Here is a 24,931-nt window from a genome sequence, read left to right as displayed (position 1 = left end):
CATTTTCCGGATACCGTATGCATGCAGGCGACCGGATTCGTGAGCTGGTTTATGCCGCTATGTACTCGGGGAGTCCGGCTTCGCCCGCAGACAGGCCGTCGGACTTCCCCGGGATGGTTTTTGCCGCCTGCACCCCGGACACACGATCCGCCCTCCCGCCGATACGCTGCGGTACGTCGTGAGCACGCTTCCGCCGATATGCCGCAAGTCCTCCCCTGACTGGCGAATGCCGTCGTACACTTGGTGCACTCGGTCCGGCTGTCCGCCGTCATGCTTCAGGCCGTCGTTAGGAACCGGCAGCTGCCGTACCGTCGTTTTCCCTTGGCTGATGTATGCAGTTGTGCACCCGGGACGTGCGGCTTCACCTGCCGTCACTCTTCCGGATGCCACCCGAAGGCTGCCGTCGGCGCCAATATGTGAGTGGCGTTTTTTTAATGCGGCAAACATTCTGCTCTAAGTGATACATCTGCTTCCCCAGCTACGACTGGCCGCGAAACGGCCATAGTCCTTCACGGTACCGCCTGCACCTTGGGCCTGTGGCTTTGCCTCTTATTAAACAACCGGTCGTTCGGCTATTGCCCGCCGTCATACAGTCGGTTTTCGTAGGCATGCAACCGTCACCGCCGCACCGCTGGTTTCCCCGGTCAAGTCGTCCATCGTTAGCCACTATATTCCACGGTCGCCTGTCATTACCCAGTCGATCATTTTACTTTTTATGACCAATCACATGTGAAGAATCATATAAAGTGAGAAATCCACATTTATTCGATGTAATGCATAACCATTCACCGAGTTTATTCAATGCGTTCTTCCCCTGGTAAAAAGCCAGCCGCCGGCCACGAAAACGAAATAAAGCATAAGGGTAAATCCGACGCCCTCCGGCAGCGAGTCGTTGAATAACAGTGCTTTGAAAAAAAAGACGACATGAACGCGCAGCGAAGGAATTGCCGTTCCGATCGGGATCGCCGCAATGAGCAGCGCCCACAGCAGCCAACCGACAGGGTGGTAGGAACCGGAGATCAGCATGCTTAGAAGCGCCATCGCCATCAAATAAAAGGCGGTTTGGTATAGAAAAGAACCTGCCAAGCCAAAGTTATCCCAACGAAACGCTTCAATCAGATCAACAGTGTTCGTGTAATTCCGGATCACATTCACTTCAAGCACAAACCATAAAGAATTAAACAAAGCGATGGCTGCTGCCCAGACGGCAAAGACGAATTGAAGTCCCTTATAATATTGCTCTCGGCTTGCGCCCAAATGTACGATGCGTTTGTAATAACCGATCGGCAGTACGATCGCGAAAAGGAGCAAAATGAGAATCAGCATGTTGCCGTCCGAAAGGATAGTACTTTGGCTGCTGTCTATAAAGAGGCTAACAATGAATTCTGCCAGCCTTCCAAGAAGGATAAGAATAATGACGGCCCAGATGTAAAGCCTCATTTGCAAATAGGTTGCCTTTAAATGAACGGCCCATGCGCCCAACTTAGTGACCTCCTTCGATCAAATACGAGAAAAACTTTTGAAGTGTCAGATTTTCAATCGAAATGTCCATCGCGCGCGCCTGCTGCATGTCCCCATCGTCCAGCTTTTCGTAAATAGCGGCAAGTGTGCCGCGGCCATAGGTTTCCGTATGTAATACTCGCTTTCCGGCTGTAAACGAAGCCACCGCTTCCGAATTTCCCCGGATCAGATGAGCTGACATGCGTATCCGGTCCATCTCATCATGAAGCAGGAGGGAGCCCGCTTCAATGATGTAAACTTTTTCGGTGACTGTGGCGATTTCGTCAATCAAATGCGTAGACAGTAAAATCGTGCGAGGGTGATTGGCGTAATCCTCCAGAAGCGCCTTGTAAAACCTTTCCCGCATCAAGACATCGAGTCCGAGCACCGGCTCGTCGTATAACGTCAGCGGCGCCCGGCTGGCCAGACCGATGATGTTTCCGACGAGCGATTCCGTGCCTCTGGATAGCTGTCTGATTTTTTTGTGCGGATCAAGCTGAAACGTTTTGATCAACTCATGAGCATACGTCCAGTCCCAATTCGGATGAAAATTCGCAGCAACCTGCAAAATCTCGATAACCCGCGCTCCTCCGAAGTGTTTGTTTTTCTCGCGTACGAAACAGAAATCCTTCGGAAGTTCTCCTCTGCCCAGCTTTTTTCCTCTTACCTCGATGGTGCCGCAGTCCGGGAAGATTCCGCCTGCGATCATGTTGAGCAACGTCGTTTTGCCGGCGCCGTTTCGCCCGAGCAAGCCGTAAATGACGTTTTCCTCCAGCTGCAGATTCAGATTCCGCAATGCGTAAGTTCGACCGTATTTTTTGCTTAAATTGCCGCAAGTCAATGCTATGCTCACGGTTCGTTCATTCCTTTCTCAACTGTTTGATCATGTCCATGATCTCTTCGGTTGTCAGCCCGAGTTTGTCCGCTTCATTCAGCAGATTGGACAACAGCTCCTTGTAGAAACGATCTCTTCGCTTCATCTGAATCTTCTGTTTCGCATCCATCGCGACATACATGCCAAGTCCTCTTTTTTTGTACAGGACACCTTCATTGACGAGCAGGCCGATCCCCTTCACTACGGTCGCCGGATTAATTTGAAACAGCTGAGAAAATTGAGCCACCGAAAGAATTTGCTCGTCTACGCGGAAAGTGCCGTTCAGAATATCGTCCTCAATGATGTTGGCTACTTGTTGAAAAATCGGTTGTTTATCGTCGAAAGTGATGTTCATTGCCCCACCTTCAGTATATCGGTATGTTATCCATCCAGCATACCATAATTTATATGCAAACCATTGTCAATAACCGGTCGTTCGATCGAGTAGAGGGGCGGATTGGGCGGTATTTATTGACAACGATTAGAACATGCATTATAGTGTGCTACATGAGTAACATACTAATATGCTAAGAGAATAAAACTGACAAAGGGAAACTTGCGAAGTTTCAATAAGTATTTTTGGAGGAGATGTAAGAAGTGAAAAAGTTAATCGAATTCAAAAAAGTAACGAAAGAATACAAAATAGGAGAAGTGCCAATTAAGGCGCTTGATGGTGTTGATTTTTCCATTTCGGAGGGGGAATTCGTCGTTATTTTGGGAGCAAGCGGTGCCGGTAAAAGTACGATTCTGAATATCCTTGGCGGTATGGATACGGCTACCTCGGGCCAAGTGTTTGTCGGCGATCAAGAAATAACCAGCTTCAACGAAAAAAAATTAACCAAATATCGCGGGGAGAAGGTTGGTTTCGTCTTTCAATTCTACAATTTGATTCCGAATTTAAACGCACTGGAAAATGTTGAATTTGCCGCTGAAGTATGTAAAAAACATCTGGATGCTCAACATATTTTGCATCGAGTCGGATTAAAGGATCGAATCAAAAACTTTCCTTCTCAGCTCTCCGGAGGAGAACAACAAAGGGTGGCAATCGCTAGAGCTGTCGCCAAAAATCCTTTACTTTTACTCTGCGATGAACCAACAGGCGCTTTGGATTATGTTACCGGTAAATCCGTCTTAAAGCTTCTTCAAGATTTAAACAGGGAAACGAAAAAGTGCGTTGTATTGGTCACACATAATTCCGCCATCGCTCCGATGGCTGACAAAATTATTAAAGTAAAAAGCGGAAGGATCGAAAGTGTTGCGATCAACGATGTAAAACAGAGTGTGGAAGGGATTGAGTGGTAAGGATGAAATTAGTATTAAAATTAGTAAGGGATATTAAACTATCTATTGGGCAATTCATCGCCATTGTTTTGGTTATTGCAGTAGGAGCTTTTTTCTATGCGGGGCTGATCACGTATAGCGATAACCTTAGCGCTTATACGAAGGCTTACTTTAAAGAACATAATTTAAGCGATTTGAATGTGTATTACAGTCAAATTTCCAAAGATGAAGTGGCTGGTTTAAGCCAAATTGAAGGGATAAATAAAATAGAAGGACGTTACACGCTGGACGCCACGCAAGCGTTTGAAGGGTATAAAGCTTCCATAAAAATGCATTCGATCCCAGTGAACAATGAAATCAATACGCCTGCTATGGTGGAGGGGAGGACCCCGTCTAAAAAAGATGAGATCTTGTTAGATTCCCATTATGCCAAAGAACATCAGGTTCGTGTCGGCGATAAAATCAGCCTAAGTTCGAATAAAAAACACTATAGCTTTACCATCAGCGGTTTGTGCGAGAATGTTGAATATGCCAAAAAGAACGAAATCCAAGACCACAAAACGTTCGGAGTAGCTTATATGGCCGAAGACACGATCCCTGAAATGGTAAACGGCTTTTTCTATAACGAAGTTCTGATTGATGCCAAAGAAGGTTATGATCTTGACCAATTAGGCAAATCCATTGAAGCACAATCCAAACAACTTTCCTATTTAAACCAAGTAAGTAAAGAAAGGAGTTTCAGCTATTCTAAACTAACGGAAACGATCCATAATAATAACTTGATGAGCAAGGTGATCCCTTTCGTTCTCTTTTTGATAGGAGCTATTATCCTATTCCTTACCATGTCGAGGATGATCGATTCACAAAGAAATCAAGTAGGTATTATGAAGGCTTTGGGTGTAAAAAACAGAACGATCATGCTTCATTACATGGGATACCCTTTGCTGGTAGGGATTATAGGCTCAATTCTAGGTTGCTCCATAGCCGCTATGGTATTTATTCCTTTAGTAACTGCGTCGAGTTCTAGGGCTTACTCTCTGCCAGACATAAAATTCGCTCTTTCTTTTTACTCGTTCCTTCCTCCCATGATATTCTCAAGTGCTTTTGGGCTCCTCTCGTGTTACTTAAGCGGCATAACCGTATTAAAAGAACGTGCGGCACAAGCTATGCGTCCTAAACCGCCCAAGAAGATGAAAATGCTTCTTATCGAAAGAATTCCGGGTATTTGGAGCCGCATTTCCTACAGCTACAAACTCATTGTGAGAAATATATTCCTGAATAAACAAAAAGCTTTAGTGAGCTCGGTTGGTGTTGTTGCAAGCACGGTTTTATTGATAACGGCCTTCGGCACTCATACGGCCTTGCTAAAAGTGGCTAACCAGATTGAAGAGGTTTATGCTTATGATTTAAGAGTAGATTATGCGATAGGAGCATCTTCCGATGCGTCAAACCTCCCCTCCGGTATTAAACAAAAATTTGATTTATCCGCCTATCCTGTTGAATTCATACAAGATGATAAAAAAGAAAAGGCCACTTTAACGGTTACTGAAAAAGAAAACAAGCTCCTTCATTTCTTTGACGAAAATAATAACAAACTATTTCTGGAGAATAATGGTGTCCTGGTGCCCCAATCTTACGCCGACAAATATCGTATTGCAGAAGGGGATCTCATCCGGTTAAAGTTCACAGCGCCAGAGTTTAAAAATAAGATGATCGAGATGAAGGTTTTAAATATATCTACCCAGTATTCGAATCCGTCGTTTTATAGCACGCCAGCCTATTTGCGGAGCTTTGACATAGCCTACAATCCTTCCTCGCTTTTAGTTGAAGCCAATAGCTCTGCAGATCTTGTAAGCGTTCGTAACTTCTTTGAGCAAGATCCTCATGTAGATAAGATTACGGATAAGAATGACCTTAAGAAATCAGCCCAATATATTCTGAAGCAAAACAGCTTTGTTTTTATCATGTTTATCATTTGTGCCGTCATCCTCTCCTTTGGCGCCATTTATACGATATCTTCCATAAACATTTATGAAAGGAATCGTGAGCTTGCCACACTTAAGGTATTAGGCTATCCAAAATATAAAATAAACAGACTCATATTTCTTGAAAACATCATCCTAACCACATTTGCGGTAATGGTTGCTTTACCGATTAGCGGCTATATGTACACAATTATTGTAAAGGCGCTCTCCAGCGCCCATCAACAAATCCCTGATCAATTAAACGTTTTCGTATTGTTGGCAGCTGTTATTGTTGGATTCTTCCTTACCATTCTGGCAAACTTGCTGCTTAGGAGAAAAGTAACCCAAATCAATATGATTGAATCCTTAAAAAGTATAGAATAATGGGAGTTGAGCAAGGCGAGAAGCAAATAACAGAAGCCGCATGAACAGACAACACGCTGCCTGGCGTCTCCGTCGGCTGAGGCAGGAGAATCGGCGCTTGTGGAGACACAGGTAGCGGCTGCGCCACCGCTGTTCGTGCGTTGCTTCTGGAATTTGTGAGTTTAAACCTATATCGCTGCTCCCAAGAAGCCTCCATCGGTGCTTCCTCGATGCAGCGCAGCAAAGGCCGGAGTCACCAAGTTCACCTGCAGTCTCTCTTTCATGCCCCGTTTGATCCGTCCCCATTAATTAGGCTAAAACTAACGATAATTTAACTAAATTTGATAACGAAAATAATAACAAAATGATGAACTATAAATTTATAATCGCCTTATTTATTGATCTAAATCAGAACGAGGCGATATAATGTTCTTATATCGATGTTCGTTTTAGAAGTCATGTTCACATTAATGTACGGGAGAATCCTAATTTATCTTGTTTTTATTGATAACAAAAAAAACAAATTTTCTCGACAGGCCCGTTTTGAGGGGGGTGACCGCAGATGAAATGGGTGACCTTAAAAACGAACAATATCCAGATTAGAAAGAAGCTGATCCTATCTTATCTTCTTGTTGTGTTTATTCCGGTCTTAACGGTCGGGTTACTGTTGACAGAGTCCTTGAAGCGGATGGCTGTCGAGCATGCCGTTCAGCAGTCGATCAACAACGTCGAGAAAATTAAGAAGCGTGTCGAGGAAACGTTAAAAGTGCCGACGGACATTTCGAATAAGATTTATTTTGACAGGCGGTTGAAGGAGCTGTTGAGCAGAACGTACGAGTCCAATCTGGAGGTATACCAGGCCTATTCCGGGTTTACCGACTTTAACGATTATATGCAGCTGTTCAAAGAAATCAAGGGGATCCGGTTTTATACCTTTAACACGACGCTGCTGGAAAACTGGTTTATTTTCCAATTGGACAATCGGATGGAGCAGCAGCATTGGTACAAGGAAGCGCTTAGAAACCGGGGGAAAACCGGATGGTATTATATCCCGGATGAGACGAACCGAGGCGAGCCTTATGTCAGCCTTGTCAGGCCGATCTATTACAGCAATATGACCTATTGCGGCATGCTTGTGATTACTGTTAACCCGGCCAGCCTTCAATCGATAATTAGTCAGGAGCCGTTCGAGACGTTGATTATCTCCGAGCAGGATGAGGTGCTGGTATCCAAGGATCAATCCTTTAACGGCAGCCTGCTGGAGCAGCTGCAGCTTACGGATTTACCGGATAGTGAAGAAATTAAAGTGGCGGATACCGTCTATCAAGGGAATCCGGTGAAGGTCATCATTCAATCGATCCGCCCCGACAACAGCACGAACCACCTGCGGGTTGTCAGTATGATTCCGCTCGAATCCATTCTGAAGGAATCGAAAAGCATCAGCTACTTGGCCTATTCCATTATCCTCTGCAGCCTGCTGGTAACGATCCTGTTTATCCTGATCTTTTCGAGAGCGCTTACCAAACGTATCGCTTTGTTAATCCGGGACATTCGAATGGTTGCGAGAGGGGATTTGAAGCATAACTCGATGGTTCAAGGCAGCGATGAGATCGGGCAGCTGTCACGCCATTTTAACATGATGGTCGGAAGTATTGACGAATTGATGAAGCGAGTGGATGAAGCGCAGCGTCAAAAGCATGCGCTTGAAATCAAGCAAAGAGACATTCAGTTTAAGATGCTGGTTAATCAAGTGAATCCTCACTTCTTATTTAATGCGCTCGAGACGATTCGAATGAAGGCTGTCATTCAGGAGGAGGGAGAGATTGCCGATTCGATCAAACTGCTCGGAAAGCTGCTCCGTCATAATTTGGAAATCGGGGATGGGCCCGTGCCGCTTGCTTCGGAGATTGATTTGGTTCGAACCTACTTGGAAATTCAAAGGCTTCGCTTTGGCGATAAGCTGACCTACGAGCTGCCCGAGCCGTCGCAGGCTGAAGGGGTCCTTGTGCTTCCTATGCTCATTCAGCCGATTGTAGAAAATGCGATCGTTCACGGGCTGGAGAATAAGATGGGGAAAGGCTCGGTGAGTATCAAGCTAGAGCGGGGATCACAGCACTTCCGTATTGTTGTCCTTGACGACGGCATAGGTATGGATCCGCAGAGGTGCGAAGCGCTTCAGGAGGAGCTGCAAAACACGGAGGAGGCGCCGGGACAGCGAATCGGCTTGCGTAACGTTCATCAGCGCATAAGATTGCATTACGGTTCGAATTACGGCGTGTCTATCAGCAGTATTCCCGGTTTAGGGACAAAGGTCATCATTGAGCTGCCATGTGGAGGTAAGGAAGATGTATAAATTGGTCCTGATTGACGACGAGCCGATGATTCGCCAAGGCTTGCGGAAACTGATCGACTGGGACGCGTACGGCATTACGATTTGCGCGGAAGCGGACAACGGCATGGACGGATTGCGGCTGTGTCAGGAGCTTATGCCGGATGGCGCTATCGTAGATATTCGAATGCCGGGAATGGATGGGCTTGGGCTCATCGAGGCAGCAAGATCCTGTGGACTCGCCACGGATTTTATGATATTGAGCGGCTACTCCGAGTTTGCTTATGCCCAGAAAGCTACCGAGTTTGGCGTTCGCTGTTATCTGTTAAAGCCAATCGAACAGTCGGAGCTGCGTTCCCGCGTGGAGGGGTTGTGTGAAGCATGGAAAAAGCGGAGCAAGCAGCAGGAGCAGCTTCAGGCCTCCAGACAAGCCGTGGCACAGCATACGTTACAAAAATTCATGCTTGACGATCTCCAGGATGGGGCAGAGATGGAGCAGCTTACGGCACATCTTCAACTGCCATGGTCCACCTATCAAGTGATGCTGCTGGACGCGGAACGGCGGGAGCTGGAGTCCGGGAAGCTGCAGCGGCTTATTGCGCAGCTCCAGAACCGGTTAGGGTCGCAGCACAGAGCCACCGTATTTCCGATACGAAACTATATCGGGATTGTGACCGAATCTGGAGCGGAGGAGTTAGTTAACGAGGAGCTTTCGGCGGCGGAGGCGCAGCTGGGGCTGCAGCTGGTGCTTTCTCCGGGTCCTGAGGTGCATAGTTTTGACAAGATTCCAGACTCCTATCAGGCCGCCTATGAGCGGTTAAGGATGAAGTTCCTGTACGAACGAAAAGGAAGCATGCTCGTCTATTCGAAGCGGCTGACGCCGGAATACAAGCTCGACACGCCAGGCTTTGTGCTGATGAACTTTGCAGACCATGCCTCAAAAGCTATTATCGCGCATAACAGGGAGCTGCTAGTCAAGCTCTTGGAGGAGACGGTACACGCGATGCTGCAGCTTGGTTGGTATGAGAAGCAAATCAAGGCAAGCTATGCGGCCATGTATACCGAGCTGATCAAGCTGCTATCGGCTGCCGACGAGCGGGTGCGTTCCGTGGTGCCGGCGATTCACGAGACGGTGGAAGCCTTGGACAGCCAAACGACGCTGACTGCGGCCGTAGCCTTTATGGAGCGGCAGCTGTTCGCGCTTTGCGAGCATTGGAGCAAGGACAAGAGAAACGGCGGCTTCGCAGGCATCCTCGAATACATCGCGACCCATTACGGGTCCGAGCTGAACCTTGAGCTGCTCGCGGAGCTGTTTCATTACAACAGCTCCTATCTGGGAAAGCTGTTTAAAGCGCAGACGGGAGAAACGTTCCATTCTTACCTGGATCGGACGCGCATTGAGAAGGCCAAGCAATTTTTGTTGGACGGCTACAAGGTTTATGAGGTGGCGGAGATGGTCGGGTATGCGAGCGCGGACTATCTCCATATCAAGTTTAAAAAGGTAGTGGGGGAATCGCCGTCGACCTTCCGGGAGAGATGGAGAGGGAAACCGGGGTGATGGCTTTTCCGATAGATCCATGTCTAATTTTCACATGATTCATCTCCGATCCGTGGGGTACTGCAAACGCTTTATTTCTTTTATAGTTACAAATGTAAGTACTTACATTTGTGAAAGGAGGAGCGCTTGGTGGATACCTTGATGAAAACGCAGAACGCTGCTTCGTTAAACCGCAAAAAATCGAAGTGGAAGCTCGTCGTGGAGCAAAAATATTTGTTTCTGATGTCGCTGCCGTTTGTGATTTGGTTGATCATCTTCAACTATGTGCCGATCTGGGGATGGACGATGGCTTTCCAGAACTACAAGCCGGGCAAAGCGTTCAGCGAGCAGACGTGGGTGGGGTTCGACAATTTTATCAAGCTTTTTCAAGAGCCGCATTTTTATCTCGTGTTGCGGAACACGCTGGCCATGAGCACCATGAGTTTGATTGTAGGCTACACCGTTCCCATCTTATTCGCCATTTTGCTTAATGAAATCAGGGTGGTGGCTTTTAAGCGGACGATGCAAACGATTTCCTATTTGCCCCATTTTGTCTCGTGGGTTGTTGTGGCCGGGATTATTACAAAGATGCTGTCAACCGACGGCGGGATCATAAACGAGATTTTAGTGGGCTTGCATCTCATCGACAAGCCGATTCAATTTATGGCGCAGGGGCATTGGTTCTGGGGAATCGTTACTTTATCCGACTTGTGGAAGGAAATGGGATGGAGCTCGATTATATACCTGGCCGCGATTGCAGGGATCGACCCGGAATTGTATGAAGCCGCGAAGGTGGACGGCGCAGGGAGATTTCGTCGAATTTGGCATATTACGCTGCCGGGAATCCGGCCGACCATTATGGTTATGCTGGTTCTTTCCATCGGCTGGCTAACCAGCATCGGCTTCGAGAAGCAGTATTTGCTCGGAAATTCCATCGTACAGGACTACGCGGAAGTGCTTGATTTGTATGTGCTGAATTACGGCATCAAGCTTGCCCGGTTCTCGTTCGGTACGGCTGTAGGGATTGTCAATACGATTGTCTCTATTGCACTTCTTCTGGCGGCCAATTGGCTTTTTAAGCGTTTGACCAAAGAGAGTGTAATCTAGGAGGCGATCAAAGTGAATGCGAAAATAGGAACGAAAGTAAGCGACTATGTCTTTGATTTATTTTTGTACTTGTTCATGATATTCGTCGGGATCGTCACGATTTATCCGTTTCTGAATATCTTGGCCATTTCCTTTAACGAAGCGATGGATACGGTCCGTGGCGGGATTTATTTGTGGCCCCGGGTCTTTACGTGGGAAAACTACAAACAGATCTATACCTATAACAATTTGCTGGTCGCCTTCCAGAATTCCGTGCTGCGGACGGTCATCGGGACAGCGCTCGGCGTACTCAGCTCGGCGATGGTTGCCTATGTGCTAAGCCGCAAAGACTTTGTCGCCCGGAAGCAAGTATCGTTGATCTTCGTGCTTACGCTGTATTTTTCCGGCGGATTGATTCCAACCTACATGCTGATGAGAGACCTGCACCTGATGAACACGTTCTGGGTCTACATTTTACCGGGGCTCGTCAATGCATGGAACATTTTCGTCATACGATCGTTTATGGAAGGACTGCCGATCAGCCTGCAAGAATCCGCCAAGCTCGACGGCGCAAACGATTTGACGATTTTCTTCAAAATCGTATTGCCGCTCTGCAAGCCGGTACTGGCGACGATCGCGCTGTTCATTGCGGTAGGCCAATGGAATTCCTGGTTCGATACGTTTCTGTATAACAGTACCTCGGAGCATTTATCTACGCTGCAGTATGAGCTGATGAAAATTTTGGCGAACACGACCGCAGGCTCAAGCAATGCGAGCGTTGCCCGAAGCGGCAATCCGTCCCTCGCGGCTCAGGTTACCCCTGAATCGATTCGGGCTTCCATTACGATGGTCGCTACTCTGCCGATTTTGCTCGTTTATCCGTTTTTGCAAAAGTATTTTGTGAAGGGCTTGACCTTGGGCGCCGTTAAGGCTTAAGGCACGCAGCAGGGTCGAACCATCCGGTATGCGCGGATTTTCGGCCTGCTTATATCCTGGATTTGGAACAAGGAGGCATTCCCATGGGGAAAATTAGAAAAACGGCTGCAGTAACCTTGGCAGCGGCCTTAGCGTTAGCCGGCTGCAGCAGCGATTCCGGCACAAGCACAAAGAACGCGGGAACGGGCGGCGCGAAGGACGACAAGTCGCCGATTACCTTCACCATGTTCGCCGTCGATCCAAACACGAACTACGAGAATATGCAGAGCCCGGTAGGCAAAAAGATTACCGAGCTTACCGGTGTAACGCTAAAAATCGACTATCCGGTTGGCGATCCCAAGCAGAAGATTGCGCTTATGGCGGCAAGCGGCGAATATCCCGACCTTATCTTTGCGAAAAACGATTCGAATCTCATTGTCGATGCAGGCGGCTTTATCGATTTGGCTCCGTTGATTGAAGAGCACGGTCCAAATCTGAAGAAGCTGTACGGCGATTATTTAAAGCGGCTGAAATGGAGCACCAAGGATCCGTCCATTTACTTTCTCGGCTCCTTCGGCGTGAACGAAGTGCAGTGGGAACCGAAGGACGGCTTCCAGCTGCAGCATCAGGTTGTGAAAGAACTGGGCTTTCCGCAATTGAAAACGTTGCAGGATTATGAAAACGCCATCAAGACATTCAAGGAAAAGCATCCGACCATTGACGGAAAGCCAACCATCGGCTTGTCGCTGCTCGCGGACGATTGGCGGATCGCCCAGTCGGTTACGAATCCTGCTTTATTCGCGACCGGCGGATCGGATGACGGCGAATGGTACATTGACGAGAAGACGATGAAGCCGGTGCTGCACATTACCCGGCCTGAAGAAAAGGAGTATTTCAGGTGGCTTAACCACATGAATGACGTCGGCCTGTTGGATCCGGAAAGCTTTGTTCAAAAGTATGACCAGTACAAGGCGAAAATTTCGTCCGGGCGCGTGCTTGCGATCATCGACTCGAAGTGGCAGTACAGAGAGGCGGAGCAGTCCTTATTGCAGGCCGGCAAGCCGGAGCTTACTTATGGCATGTATCCGATTACGCTCAATGAGAAATACAAGAACAAAAACTTCCAAAGTACAGGTTATTCCGCAGGCTGGGGAATCGGGATCTCGAAGGATTGCAAGGATCCGGTCCGGGCGATCAAATTTCTGGACTGGCTTGCTTCCGATGAAGCGCAAATTTTAAATAACTGGGGCATTGAAGGCGTGCATTACACAATCGAAAACGGCAAGCGCGTCATCTCTAAGGAAGAGATGGAGAAGCGGGTGAAGGACCCGCAATACGGCAAGAAAACAGGCATCGGCGTATACGGCTATCCGTTCCCGGAATACGGCTTCGGCGTCAAGGACCCGTCCGGCCAAACGTATAAAGTCGACAGCCCGGAGCAGATCATTGAGAAATACTCGGATATCGAGAAGGAAGTGTTGTCCAAATATAACGCGAAGATGTGGATGGATCTTTATCCGAAGGTTTCCGATTTCCCGGTTAAGCCGTACGGCGCCGCCTATCAAATCAATATTCCGCAGGACACGGATGGCGCGATCATTTTGCAAAAATGTCTGGAGCTCATGAGAAAGCGAGTGCCCGAGGCGATTTTGGCCAAGCCGGAGAAGTTCGACGAAGTATGGGATTCGTTCCAAAGCGAGCTTGAGCGGGCGGGTGTGAAAAAGCTGGAAGCGCAATTTGAAGAATTGTTGAAAGAACGCATCAAGCTCTGGAACTCCTAATCTCCGAGCATTCAAGGAGCTTTCACGGGTGTCAAATCGACGTAGTGAAAGCTCTCTTCCTAACCACTTTACATTTATCCAATGCGGATTACACATACGGAGGGTCAGATGAGTGAAGTTAGCTTCATCTTAAGCCAATGGAGTTTCAAAAACAGCAGAGCCGAGGACTGGATGCCTGCACAAGTCCCAGGATGTGTCCATATGGATCTGCTGAAAAACGGAAAGATCGACCATCCTTTTTACGGGATGAACGAAAGCAAGCTTCAGTGGATCGATAAACAGGATTGGGAGTATCGGACAACGTTCGATTTTCCGGAGGAGCTGAGGTCTGCCGAGCGGGTGGAGCTTGTATTTGCGGGGTTGGATACTTATGCCGATGTATGGGTGAATGACCGGCTGGTGCTGTCGGCGGACAATATGTTCCGGGAATGGAAGGCGGAAGTGAAATCGCTGCTCAAGGAAAGAGGGAATGTGATTCGGGTATGCTTCCGTTCGCCGGTCGGTGAGGATTTGCCGAAGCTGAAACGATTGGGCTATGCGCTGCCTGCAACGAACGATCAATCGGATGTCGGGGAATTAGGCGAAAGCAAAGTTAGCGTATTTGCCCGAAAGGCGCCGTTCCATTATGGATGGGACTGGGGACCGCGCTTTGTCACCAGCGGGATATGGCGTGAAGTTCGTCTTGTCGGCTGGCAAGGGAACCGGATTCTTGACGTGTTTATGGAGCAGGTAAAGGTAACCCAGGCGGAAGCCCGGCTTAAGGCGCATGTGGAGCTTGAAGCGGCAATGCCGGGAGTTCGCGTGGTGAGGATCTCCTCGGATACGCAAACCTGGGAGCGGGAAGTGATGGTTTCCGCCGGCGTCAACACGGTGGAGGTTGACCTGCAGATCGATCAGCCGAAGCTGTGGTGGTGCCGGGGTCTGGGGGAGCCTGAACGGTATACCTTTCAGGTAGAGCTCATCGAAGGAGACGTCATCCAAGCGGTTAAATCGGTTCAAACCGGACTTCGTCAGGTGAGGCTCGTAACGGAACCGGATGAGAAGGGATCGACCTTTTATATCGAATTGAATGGCGTTCCGGTATTTGCAAAGGGTGCGAATCATATTCCAAACGATAGCTTCGTTACCGAGGTTACCTATGAGCGTTATAAGCATGAAATTGTTTCTGCGGTGGATTCCAACATGAACATGCTCCGGGTGTGGGGCGGGGGGATTTACGAAGAAGAGGCGTTTTACGACCTGTGCGATGAATACGGCCTGTTGGTGTGGCAGGATTTTATGTTCGCCTGCAGCATGTACCCGGGCGATGAAGCCTTCTTGCACAACGTGCAGGCGGAAGCCGAATATAACATTCGTCGCCTGCGGAACCATCCGTGTATTGCCTTATGGTGCGGCAATAATGAAATCGATTCCGCATGGGCGCATTATGACGAGAACGGCGGTTGGGGCTGGAAAAAGGATTACACGGAGCAGCAGCGCAAGCAGCTATGGGCGGATTACGAGGCTGTGTTTCATCGCATTTTGCCCGAAGCGGTCGAGGCTTTCGCTCCCGGCGCGGCGTATTGGCCTTCCTCTCCGCTTTGCGCGTTAACAGGGAACATCGAACAACATGCCTATCCGACGTCGACTCGCGGAGATACCCATTATTGGGGCGTCTGGCATGCGGTTGAGCCATTTGAGAATTATAACGTAAAAGTAAGCCGATTTGTCAGCGAATATGGGTTCCAGTCGTTCCCGGAATACAAGTCCGTTCGGACCTACGCGGAAGAAGAGGACCTGATGCTGGAATCTCCCGTGATGCTGGCGCACCAGAAAAATAACCGCGGCAATCAGCTCATTCAAGAATATATGGATCTCTATATGAAGCAGCCGAAAGATTTCCCATCGTTCTTGTACATGAGTCAAATCCTTCAGGCGGAAGCCATAAGAACCGCCATTGAGGCGCACCGCCGGAAGAAGCCGTTCTGTATGGGCAGCTTATACTGGCAGATGAATGATTGCTGGCCTGTCGCGTCGTGGGCCGGGATGGATTATTACGGCCGGTGGAAAGCGATGCAGTATCATGTCAAGCGCAGCTTCAAGGACATTAGTCTCAGCCTGTACGATAATGGAGCCGGGAACATCGAGGTATACGTGATTTCCGACCGCCTGGCGGATCTGTTCGGTGATCTGACGGTTAAACTGCTGACCTTCGGCGGGTCCGAACTCAAGACCGCATCTTTACCGGTTTCGGTGACTGCAAATACCGGCAGCGTGGTCTTTTCCGTTGCAAAAACGGAATGGTTGGCAGATGCGGATCCGACCCAAGTCGTTTTACTGGCGGAGTTGAAGACTGAGGGCTTGGTCTTGGATCGGAAGGAGCATTATTTTGTAAAAGATAAGGAGCTTACCCTGGCGAAGCCCCGGATTCGTGTGCAGGAGCTGTCGGGTGGCCCCGAGCCGGAATTGTGGCTTGAGACGGACGTGCTGGCGCGGCAGGTCTGGATTTCTACCGAAACGGAAGGACGCTTTTCGGATAATTTCTTCGACTTGATTCCCGGCGTGCCTCGTAAGGTTACATTTTATCCCCGCGGTGAGGCGCAGTCGGGTCCTGCCAAGCTGGAGATCCGTTCCATGTCGGATTTTATTAGCTGTTGACCTGCTATGGAAGGTAATCCGGTAATGAAAACAAGGAGTTGATTCATATGACGATTCATTATGTCGAAGAGGAACAATTATTTCATTTGCAAGCAGTGGATACCAGCTATATATTCCAGATCGTAAATGGGTATCCGGTACATCTATATTGGGGACGCAAGCTTACCCATGATTCGAGTCTGAGCAGATTCCTTGATTATCCTAAGCAGGCTTGGATCGATAGGCTCCCCCAAGAGTACCCGCAGTACGGATCCGGCGATTTTCGGCATCCGGCTTATCAAGTGCAGCTGGAGGATGGAAGCCGCATAACCGAGCTTGTCTACCAATCGCACCGGATCTTGAACGGCAAGCCGCGGCTTCAAGGCCTTCCCGCCGTCTACACCGAATCGGACGAGGAAGCGCAAACCTTGGAGCTGGTGCTGAAGGATCCCTATTCGGGTTTGGCTGTTATACTTCTTTATTCCGTTTTCCGCGATCATAACGCCATCACCCGCTCTGTCCGCTTCGTTCACGACGGGAAAGGGACGGTTCGTATCCTTCGTGCGTTAAGCGCCAGCGTGGATCTTTTTGATTCCGATTATGAGGCGCTTTATTTGGCCGGAGCCTGGACGAGAGAATGCCATATTCAGCGAAGAAGAATCGGGCCCGGCACGACGCGCATTGAAAGCCGAAGAGGGGCAAGCAGCCATCAGCTGAATCCGTTTATGGCGCTTGTCCGGCCGAATGCGGATGAGGAGCACGGCGAGGTTTACGGACTGAGCCTGGTCTATTCGGGGAATTATTCCGCGGAGGCCGAAGTCGACCAGTACGGTTCTACCCGTTTTTCCATCGGATTAAATGCTTTCGATTTCTCTTGGAAACTGGACCCGGGCGATAGCTTTGAGACGCCGGAGGCCGTCATGGTTTACTCGGGAGAAGGAATCGGAGGCATGTCGCGTAGCCTTCACCGTCTCTATCGAACGCGGCTTGTCCGAGGTGTACACCGGGACCGGGAACGGCCCATCTTGGTCAACAATTGGGAAGCGACCTATTTCAATTTCAATGCGGAAAAGATCGAATCCATCGCCAAAGCGGGAGCGGAGCTCGGAATCGAGCTGTTCGTACTGGACGATGGCTGGTTCGGCAAACGCAACGACGATACGACGTCGCTCGGGGATTGGGTTGTCGATCGAAACAAGCTCCCGAACGGCTTGACCGATTTGGCAGAGCGTGTCAACCGGCTGGGACTTCAATTCGGTCTATGGGTAGAGCCGGAGATGGTATCCCCCGACAGCGATTTGTACCGGCGCAATCCCGATTGGTGTTTGCATGTCGAAGGCCGGCGCCGTACGGAAGCGCGAACACAGCTGGTGCTTGATTTGTCCAGACAAGAGGTTCGGGACTATCTCTTCGAAGCGTTGTCGGAGATTTTCTCGACCGTACCGGTCTCTTATGTGAAGTGGGATATGAACCGCAATATGACGGAGATCGGATCGGTGGACTATCCGGCGGAACGCCAGCCGGAAATTGCGCATCGGTATATGCTGGGGCTGTATGAGCTGCTTGAGCGGCTGACAGGGCGCTTCCCTCACATCTTATTCGAGAGCTGCTCCAGCGGCGGAGGACGGTTCGACCCGGGGATGCTCTACTATATGCCTCAGACGTGGACCAGCGATAATACGGATGCGATCGAACGGCTGAAGATCCAATACGGCACGAGTATCGTATATCCCATCAGCACCATTGGAGCGCATATTTCGGCGGTACCGAACCATCAGGTAGGAAGGATTACGCCTCTTACAACCCGCGGAGACGTTGCCATGTCCGGCAATTTCGGTTATGAGCTCGATTTGACCCGTTTTACGGACGACGAGAAGGAGACGGTCAAGCAGCAGGTTAACCTCTATAAGGAAATTCGGTCGCTGGTACAGCAAGGCGATTTGTACAGGCTGAAGGATCCTTTTCAGGGAAATGAAACGGCGTGGATGTTCGTTTCTGAAGATCAAACGGAGGCCTTGGTCTTCTACTTCCGCGTGCTGGCCGAGCCGAATGCTTCCCATAAGCGACTTCGCTTGAAGGGGCTTCATCCCGATTATCAGTATGCGATGATGGATTCGGAGTTGATCTTGACCGGCGACAGTCTTATGAATTTCGGTCTGACGGTTCCTCACCTGCACGGCGATTTCACCAGCACCTGGTTCCGGTTGAAGCAAAAGCAGGCTTGACAAACGGAGGAGTTCAGAGTTCACCATGGGCGGGAATATTTTACATAAAGCCTGAGTTCGGTTAAGGTTCCGCCTGCGGGTCTCGCGTAATGGCATCTGGCAGGCTCATGTCGGCTTCTGAGAGGAAACCGATATGGGCCGTATCGGATGCGGCAGTAAACCTTGCTCGCTGAATTCTTGATAAAGCAGCGTCTACCTGTGAACTGTATGGAGGTGATGCTAGCCGTATAATCATTTTTGAAAACGCTTCACCAATGCTTTAAACAAATTCACGAAGAGGACAGGTGAATGGAATGAGGAAAAAAATCAAGTGGATGAGCGGCATGGTCGCGGTTTCGCTGTTCGCTGCTCTGGTTACTCCGGTGATGGCCGCAGGGAATGCTGATTCAATTACCTGGGGTCCGGGGGCAGGAAAGTCCTCGTATATGGCGAATGTCCGGGTCGAGAACCTGGTTGACAAGCATGCAACGGCGGAGACGCGGTCGCTGTTTGCCTACCTGAAGGATATCCGCGGCAAGGAGATTCTGTTTGGGCAACAGCATGCGACGACGGAGGGCCTCTCGATTACGGCGAAGGACGGCACGCAGTCTGACGTACTGAACGCTGTAGGCGATCTGCCGGGACTGTTCGGCTGGGACACGCTTAGCCTCGAAGGCCATGAGAAGCCTGGCGCCGGAGGAGCGCCGATGGGGCAGAACCGCGACAAACTGATTGCCGTGATGAAGTTAGCTTACAAGGAAGGAGGCGTGCTGACGTTAAGCTCTCATATGCCGAACTTCGTCACCGGCGGCAGCTTCTACGATACGAAGGGCAATGTGCTCTCACACATCCTCCCGGGCGGAGACAAGAATTCGGATTTCAACCGGTTCCTGGATATGATAGCGGACTTTGCGAATCATCTGAAGGACGAGAGCGGCAGAGCGATCCCGGTCATCTTCCGTCCGTTCCACGAGCAGAACGGGGGCTGGTTTTGGTGGGGGGCCCCATACCGCACGAAGGAGCAGTATATCCAGATCTACCGTTATACTGTGGAATATTTGCGCGACAAGAAGGGTGTCCATAACTTCCTCTACGCCTTCTCGCCGGGCAGCCCGTTTAACGGCACGGAAGCCGCATTCCTTGAGACGTACCCGGGTGACGATTATGTCGATATTCTCGGCTTCGATACTTATTATGACGGCACGAGCGCCGGGTGGTTCGATACGGTCGTGAACGATGCCAAGCTGATCTCAAGACTCGCGGACAGAAAAGGAAAGATCGCGGCGTTTACCGAGTTCGGCTATTCCGGTGTAAAGCAGACGGGAGCAAAGGACCTGCAGTTCTACACGAAGCTGATCGGGGCGCTAAAGTCCGATCAGGATGCGAAGCGTATGGCTTATATGCAGACTTGGGCTAACTTTAACACGGACTCGATTTTCGTTCCCTACCGGAATGCGCCGAACGGACTCGGAGACCATGAACTGCTGCCGGATTTCGTGAAATACTATACCGACTCCTACACGTCATTCAGCGATGTAGTACGGGCGGGCAAGCCTTACAGCAGGAAGGTGCTGGCCGCCAGGGAGCAGCCGTTCATGCACATCGTCACTCCAACAGGGAACCAAACGGTGCCGATGTCCTCGCCAACGGTGCTCCGTGCCCGGGCGGTCAACCAGAAGGTTAAGAAAATGACATACCGAATCGGCAACGATCCAGCCGAGTATCCGATGATACTGGACGCAGAAGGCTTTTATTATACGGCGGACTGGTCTCCGAGCGCGGCACTCGAAGAGTCGGGCACGACAATGACCGTGAAGTCCTACGGGAAGAATGGGACCGTCTTGTCGCAGACGATTCAGGTGTTCGTCGGCGATGTGCAGGGCAATACCGATCCGCTGGTTGTCGACACGTTCGATACGTACAAAGGCAGCAAGGAGCTGCTTGACGCGGCATACAGCCCGGCAGGAGATCTCAATACAATCACACTGGATCCGGAGCACAAGAACGGGGGCAAATACGGCCTGAGGTTCGATTATAACTTAAGCGGACAAGGGTACACCGGTCAGATCAAAAACATGAATAATGCAGATTGGTCGGAGGCGAACAAGCTGAAGCTCTGGCTTGCGCCGGATGGCAGCAACCAAAAGCTTGTCATCCAGGTGAATGCGAGCGGCATCTCGTTTGAAGCCTATCCATCTCTGGCAGCAGAGACGGCCGGTGTGGTGGAGATTCCGTTTAGCCAGTTCGCGCCGGCTCCATGGGATACATCTAATGCGGGGAAAGTGATGAGCAAAGAGAATCTCAAGGACATTCGCTCCTTCGGGATCTATGTCAACAAGAAGGAGGGAACGGCCGGGAACAGCGGGACGCTATACTTCGATGAAATTCAGGCCTATAATGACGGAACGGGCGGAGTGCCAAACTGAGGTGCGGGCCCCGGGAAGCATGTGGGTTGGGGACAGAATCCTCAACCCATTTTGTTGCAATCTTAGATCTGGCCGCTTTGTCCGCCGCGTCTACCGATTTACTTTGAATAGGAGAGCATTATGGCGATTTGCCTGATTCTTGCTTTATGAAATAAATCGAAACCAGCTGATCTTAATATTGCCTGTAAATTTCAGAAAGACGGTGTGCTTGCCGGATGAGCCGGTAATTGTGCAAGCGTGTGTCTGCCACTTTTGCTTGCTGCCGGCCGCTGGAACCGGGCACGTTCCGATCAGCGTGCCGTCAGGGCTATGAAGCCGTACTTCGATGCTGCCTCCATCGCTGCTGGCAGCGCGCGCTTCGAAGAAATGCGGGCCTTCGCCCAAATCCGCATCCTTGTAGCATATCCAATCGCCGTCTCGTCCGGTCACACAGACGCCCGCCAACCTTGAGCCGCCTGGACCGGCACCTGTATCGCGGCATTCGTCCAACCGGATACCGGAATAATCGTCGTAATTTTCGGCTTGGGTGATCTGAAACAAGTTTCTCGGCGGAACCGTTTCACCGTTCACTTGAATGGCGGATTCCAAATAAATATCCGCGGAAGACCCGCCGACCATGAGGGTGTAAATTCCGGTTTCGACCGCATACCGGTTGCGGCTGACGTCCCAATAAGCCAAGTCCGTTCCGGAAAGAATGAATTCCACTGTCCGCTTCTCGCCGGGCCGCAAATGGATGCGCTTGAAGCCCTGCAGCTGCTTGAACGGGCGTTTTACCCGGGATCCGTTAGCCCGCAAATAGAGCTGTACCACTTCATCCCCTGCACGCTGCCCCTTATTTTCAACCGTTACTCTCACGTTCACCTTCTCATCGGCAGACATCCTCAGCTTGCTGATTTTCAAGTCTCTGTATTCGAAGCTCGTGTAGGAAAGACCGTACCCGAACGGATACAGCGGGTTGCCGTCAAAATACATATAAGTGCGCTTTCCTTTGATAATGTCGTAATCCATCATATCCGGCAGCTGATCGGCGGATCGGTACCAGGTCATGTTCAAACGGCCGGCCGGGTTATAATCGCCAAACAGCACATCCGCAATCGCGGTTCCCAGCTCTTGGCCGCCATGGGCCGTGTAGACGACGGCCGGAATATTTTGCTGAACCCAGTTTAGAGCGAAGGGATAGCTTCCTACAACGACAACCACGGTATTCGGGTTGGCCTTGTACACCTCTTGGATGAGCTTTTCCTGATGCGGAGGAAGCGTAAGATCCGGGCGGTCGATTTCTTCCTTGCCGTTAATGAGCGGGTGATTGCCAACGACGACAATGGCAGTGTCACTCTCGCGAGCGGCCTTCACGGCTTCGGCGATCCCGTCGACGACGGTCCGCTTTACAAATTTTTCGGCTTCGCCGATATGCGTATCGTCCTTCACGCGGAGAGACTGTTCATCCGCCGACACAATCCTGCCGTTCCACGTGTGGATCGCGACAGTTCCGTCATCCTGCGGATCGAAGGTGAACTGCTCTTTGACGAACCACCCCCAAATTTCTTGGGACGCTGCGCTTACTACGCGGTCGTTGGTCGTCATGTAATTGCCGTTAGCGATCGCCCGCAACGTGTGGCTTCCCCATCCCCAGTCGGTTACCTGAAACCATTCTCCGCTGCCCGCAGCCGGCTTATCCGCTGCTAGCGTTCCGTCGGCATATCCCTTCGGACCGACATAGTGCCGATTGGCGGCGGACTGCAGCGTAACCAGATCGCAGCCGTCCTTGAACAGAACGGCTTGCGCAGACAGCTTGCTTACGATGCCTTGCAGAGGCGAAATCCGGTAAGGCGGATGTCCTGTATACCAGTCGCGGCAAACCACATCGGCCAGCGGACCGATGACGGCCAGCTTCCGAATGTTCTCTCGTTGGAGCGGAAGCATGCGGTTTTGATTCTTCAAGAGTACGATGGACTCGCGTGCCGCCCTTAGCGCTAACTCGCGATGTTCCGGATGATAAATAACGGTTTCGGGGATTTGCGCATAAGGATTATTTTCCTCAGGGTCAAATTGCCCCAGCCGCATGCGGATTCGGAATACGTTACGCAGTGCCCGGTCCAAGTCCGCTTCCTCAAGGAGCCCTTGCTCCAAGGCTTCGCGAATCGATCGCATCACAAGTCCGGCATTGTCCGTTATGCAGTCAATGCCGCCTTTGATCGCCAAGGCCACGGCTTCGGCATAGGTATCGCAGTACTTATGCTCGTCAACGGTCTGATGCATATCCTCTCCATCGCATACGATGAAACCGTCCAGTTTCCATTCCTCCTTCAGGATCCCATTCACGTCGGGATGACAGATCGCCGGGGTACCGTTAATCGAGTTGTAAGCCGTCATTAAGGAATGAACCGCGCCTTCGCGGATCGACAGCTCGAACGCCCTCAAGTAATACTCCCGCTTATTTCGCGGATCGATGACGGACGAGCTTGTCAACCGGTCCTTCTCGTTGTTATTGGCATAAAAGTGCTTCAAAGTCGCAACCGCTTTTATGTAGAAGGGATGGCTGCCGCGCATCCCCTTGGCAAAGGCTGTCGACATGCTTCCCGTTAAGTGCGGGTCCTCGCCATAGGCCTCTTCCGTGCGTCCCCATCTCGGATCACGAGCCATGTCTACGGTAGGAGCCCAGAGCGTGAGTCCGTTCAGACCGTTTCTTTTCTTGTAGCAGGCACGCGCCTCATCGCCGATCACACTGCCGATGGACTGCATTAACTCCGTGTTCCAGGTGCAGGCTAAGCCCAACGTTTGCGGGAATACGGTCGTCACACTGTCGCGCGCGACCAGACCGTGTGCGGCCTCCCCGCCAACCCAGTACTCGGAGATCCCAAGACGTGTCACTGCGGCCTGTTTGGTAGGCATAAGCGAAATTTTCTCCTCGAGCGTAAGACGGGATACAAGGTCCCGAACACGTTCTTCCAAAGGCAAATTCACATTTTGAAAAGGATAGGAAATGGAGGTTTCCAAGCAGCTTTCACTCCTTTGTAGTTAAGCTTGCCGATATTGGTCGGGCGTAATGCGCTCATGCTTGCGAAACGTCGCGATAAAATTGCTTGAATTGCGAAAGCCGGTCATTTCCGCTATTTGCTGTACGGACATGGAACGTTTGCTGCCAAGAAGCTCCTTCGCCTTGCGGATCCGGAGGTTAAGGAGATATTGGTACGGTGTGAAGCCGAACGCTTTTTTGAACAGGGAGTTCAGATGTCTCGGGCTGATCCGGACGTGGTCGGCCATATCGGCCGTGCCAAGATCGGGATTGCGATATTCTGCATCAAGATAGTGAAGCAGCGGCGTCAAACGTTCGGCAAGGCTCTGTATGGAAGGCGCCCCATCGGTTCTTCCATGTCTCTTCAGTTTGACAAGAAAACGATAGACGGCGATCGAATTATCCAACCCCGTTACATCGTGGGTAACAAGAGCCGATTCCAAGGCTTGTTCAATCACTTTCTCCAATTCCGTGTCCGCCGACCAGCAATAGACCGTGGATACACGAATGCCCAGGATCGACAAGAATGGGGCGACTTGCGGTCCGTCGAAGGTCAAATAGCAGGTTGACCATCTGTCCCCGTGCATATGATAGCGATGCGCGACATGCGGCATTAACAGAATGCCGTGGTTGGGAGGAAGCAAGTAGGACCGGTCGCCCAAGAAGATTTCTCCCTGGCCTGAAACCGTTTGCAACCAATGGTAATAACCGTAACCTTCGTGACGAATGACGGTCTCCTGTTCCGGATTAAATCCGATGCATTCAATGAAGAAGGGAATGGTCTGTTCCGGCGTCGTTAACATCAAGTGTGTCTTCATCCCGAACATCAGTTTGTTTCACCAAACTTCCGTATTTTATTATTTTGAAAGCCAAACGCATGATGTTTAAAGGATAATGGAAATTATATCTTAAGATTATTACTGGATGTGAAGGGTTGTCAAGTGAGTTTAAGCTCTGCGGCACTAAGTTCCGTTTTTTTGTATTTCTTTAATTTAATATTTTTTTCTGGGGGAGAGGAGTAATAAAATGGAACTAACGA

16 protein-coding genes are annotated in these 24,931 nt (G+C 50.3%); 10 read left to right on the top strand and 6 right to left on the bottom strand.

Translation table 11 applies throughout. The features are described from left to right. Positions 1-57: 57 nt before the first annotated feature. The 4 genes from PEH01S_RS13725 to PEH01S_RS13710 all read right to left on the bottom strand — a co-directional run bounded on the left by PEH01S_RS13725 (position 58) and on the right by PEH01S_RS13710 (position 2,729). Complete coding sequence (locus tag PEH01S_RS13725) at positions 58-375, bottom strand: hypothetical protein (RefSeq protein ID WP_127486075.1); 318 nt, start codon at positions 373-375, stop codon at positions 58-60. 423 nt (positions 376-798) lie between these two features. After that, positions 799-1,482 carry a hypothetical protein gene (locus PEH01S_RS13720; RefSeq protein WP_127486073.1) on the bottom strand — a complete coding sequence of 228 codons (684 nt, stop codon included), beginning with the start codon at positions 1,480-1,482 and terminating at the stop codon, positions 799-801. A gap of 1 nt (position 1,483) precedes the next feature. Then, a complete protein-coding gene (locus tag PEH01S_RS13715; protein WP_127486071.1) occupies positions 1,484-2,353 on the bottom strand; it encodes an ATP-binding cassette domain-containing protein in 870 nt (289 codons plus the stop codon). Between the two features lie 7 nt (positions 2,354-2,360). Next, a complete protein-coding gene (locus tag PEH01S_RS13710) occupies positions 2,361-2,729 on the bottom strand; it encodes a GntR family transcriptional regulator (protein WP_025846084.1) in 369 nt (122 codons plus the stop codon). Positions 2,730-2,971: 242 nt separating this feature from the next. Here PEH01S_RS13710 and PEH01S_RS13705 point away from each other — a divergent pair, with 242 nt between their 5' ends. The 10 genes from PEH01S_RS13705 (at position 2,972) to PEH01S_RS13660 (ending at position 20,876) form a co-directional block, all read left to right on the top strand. After that, positions 2,972-3,676 (top strand): ABC transporter ATP-binding protein, encoded by a 705-nt coding sequence (locus tag PEH01S_RS13705; RefSeq protein ID WP_127486069.1) that lies wholly within the window; start codon positions 2,972-2,974, stop codon positions 3,674-3,676. A gap of 2 nt (positions 3,677-3,678) precedes the next feature. Further along, positions 3,679-6,003 (top strand): ABC transporter permease, encoded by a 2,325-nt coding sequence (locus tag PEH01S_RS13700; RefSeq protein ID WP_127486067.1) that lies wholly within the window; start codon positions 3,679-3,681, stop codon positions 6,001-6,003. Between the two features lie 541 nt (positions 6,004-6,544). Next, a complete protein-coding gene (locus PEH01S_RS13695; protein WP_127486065.1) occupies positions 6,545-8,335 on the top strand; it encodes a cache domain-containing sensor histidine kinase in 1,791 nt (596 codons plus the stop codon). After that, on the top strand, positions 8,328-9,869 hold the full coding sequence (locus PEH01S_RS13690; protein ID WP_127486063.1) for a response regulator transcription factor: 1,542 nt from the start codon (positions 8,328-8,330) through the stop codon (positions 9,867-9,869). Before PEH01S_RS13695 ends, PEH01S_RS13690 begins: the two co-directional genes overlap by 8 nt. 141 nt (positions 9,870-10,010) lie before the next feature. Further along, positions 10,011-10,955 carry an ABC transporter permease gene (locus PEH01S_RS13685; RefSeq protein ID WP_036712759.1) on the top strand — a complete coding sequence of 315 codons (945 nt, stop codon included), beginning with the start codon at positions 10,011-10,013 and terminating at the stop codon, positions 10,953-10,955. 75 nt (positions 10,956-11,030) lie between these two features. Next, positions 11,031-11,870 (top strand): carbohydrate ABC transporter permease, encoded by an 840-nt coding sequence (locus PEH01S_RS13680; RefSeq protein WP_246062917.1) that lies wholly within the window; start codon positions 11,031-11,033, stop codon positions 11,868-11,870. 83 nt (positions 11,871-11,953) lie between these two features. Next, positions 11,954-13,630 (top strand): ABC transporter substrate-binding protein, encoded by a 1,677-nt coding sequence (locus PEH01S_RS13675; protein ID WP_025846094.1) that lies wholly within the window; start codon positions 11,954-11,956, stop codon positions 13,628-13,630. A gap of 108 nt (positions 13,631-13,738) precedes the next feature. Beyond that, positions 13,739-16,267 carry a beta-mannosidase gene (locus PEH01S_RS13670; protein WP_127486061.1) on the top strand — a complete coding sequence of 843 codons (2,529 nt, stop codon included), beginning with the start codon at positions 13,739-13,741 and terminating at the stop codon, positions 16,265-16,267. A 47-nt stretch (positions 16,268-16,314) separates the two neighbouring features. Beyond that, positions 16,315-18,471 (top strand): alpha-galactosidase, encoded by a 2,157-nt coding sequence (locus PEH01S_RS13665; RefSeq protein WP_127486059.1) that lies wholly within the window; start codon positions 16,315-16,317, stop codon positions 18,469-18,471. Positions 18,472-18,764: 293 nt separating this feature from the next. Next, on the top strand, positions 18,765-20,876 hold the full coding sequence (locus PEH01S_RS13660) for a glycosyl hydrolase (protein WP_246062914.1): 2,112 nt from the start codon (positions 18,765-18,767) through the stop codon (positions 20,874-20,876). A 144-nt stretch (positions 20,877-21,020) separates the two neighbouring features. On the opposite strand, the gene PEH01S_RS13655 is transcribed toward PEH01S_RS13660, so the two are convergent. Together PEH01S_RS13655 and PEH01S_RS13650 are read right to left on the bottom strand one after the other, a co-directional pair. Then, positions 21,021-23,768, bottom strand: coding sequence for a glycoside hydrolase family 3 protein (locus PEH01S_RS13655; protein WP_174807133.1), 2,748 nt, complete (start codon positions 23,766-23,768; stop codon positions 21,021-21,023). 126 nt (positions 23,769-23,894) lie between these two features. Then, positions 23,895-24,695, bottom strand: a complete 801-nt coding sequence (locus PEH01S_RS13650; protein ID WP_246062916.1) for a helix-turn-helix transcriptional regulator — start codon at positions 24,693-24,695, stop codon at positions 23,895-23,897. Positions 24,696-24,931 lie beyond the last annotated feature (236 nt).

The sequence above is a fragment of the Paenibacillus ehimensis NBRC 15659 genome (assembly GCF_004000785.1).
GTDB classification, from domain to species: domain Bacteria; phylum Bacillota; class Bacilli; order Paenibacillales; family NBRC-103111; genus Paenibacillus_G; species Paenibacillus_G ehimensis.
Note: the sequence above shows the minus strand (reverse complement) of the source record. Positions and strands in the feature narration are given on the sequence as shown.

What these genes read in the sequence shown, in the direction of transcription:
- PEH01S_RS13710 (WP_025846084.1), bottom strand. Translation starts at nt 2,729, where the DNA reads ATGAACATCACTTTCGACGATAAACAACCGATTTTTCAACAAGTAGCC.
- PEH01S_RS13700 (WP_127486067.1), top strand. Translation starts at nt 3,679, where the DNA reads ATGAAATTAGTATTAAAATTAGTAAGGGATATTAAACTATCTATTGGG.
- PEH01S_RS13695 (WP_127486065.1), top strand. Translation starts at nt 6,545, where the DNA reads ATGAAATGGGTGACCTTAAAAACGAACAATATCCAGATTAGAAAGAAG.
- PEH01S_RS13690 (WP_127486063.1), top strand. Translation starts at nt 8,328, where the DNA reads ATGTATAAATTGGTCCTGATTGACGACGAGCCGATGATTCGCCAAGGC.
- PEH01S_RS13685 (WP_036712759.1), top strand. Translation starts at nt 10,011, where the DNA reads ATGAAAACGCAGAACGCTGCTTCGTTAAACCGCAAAAAATCGAAGTGG.
- PEH01S_RS13680 (WP_246062917.1), top strand. Translation starts at nt 11,031, where the DNA reads ATGATATTCGTCGGGATCGTCACGATTTATCCGTTTCTGAATATCTTG.
- PEH01S_RS13675 (WP_025846094.1), top strand. Translation starts at nt 11,954, where the DNA reads ATGGGGAAAATTAGAAAAACGGCTGCAGTAACCTTGGCAGCGGCCTTA.
- PEH01S_RS13670 (WP_127486061.1), top strand. Translation starts at nt 13,739, where the DNA reads ATGAGTGAAGTTAGCTTCATCTTAAGCCAATGGAGTTTCAAAAACAGC.
- PEH01S_RS13665 (WP_127486059.1), top strand. Translation starts at nt 16,315, where the DNA reads ATGACGATTCATTATGTCGAAGAGGAACAATTATTTCATTTGCAAGCA.
- PEH01S_RS13660 (WP_246062914.1), top strand. Translation starts at nt 18,765, where the DNA reads ATGAGGAAAAAAATCAAGTGGATGAGCGGCATGGTCGCGGTTTCGCTG.
- PEH01S_RS13655 (WP_174807133.1), bottom strand. Translation starts at nt 23,768, where the DNA reads ATGCCTACCAAACAGGCCGCAGTGACACGTCTTGGGATCTCCGAGTAC.
- PEH01S_RS13650 (WP_246062916.1), bottom strand. Translation starts at nt 24,695, where the DNA reads ATGTTAACGACGCCGGAACAGACCATTCCCTTCTTCATTGAATGCATC.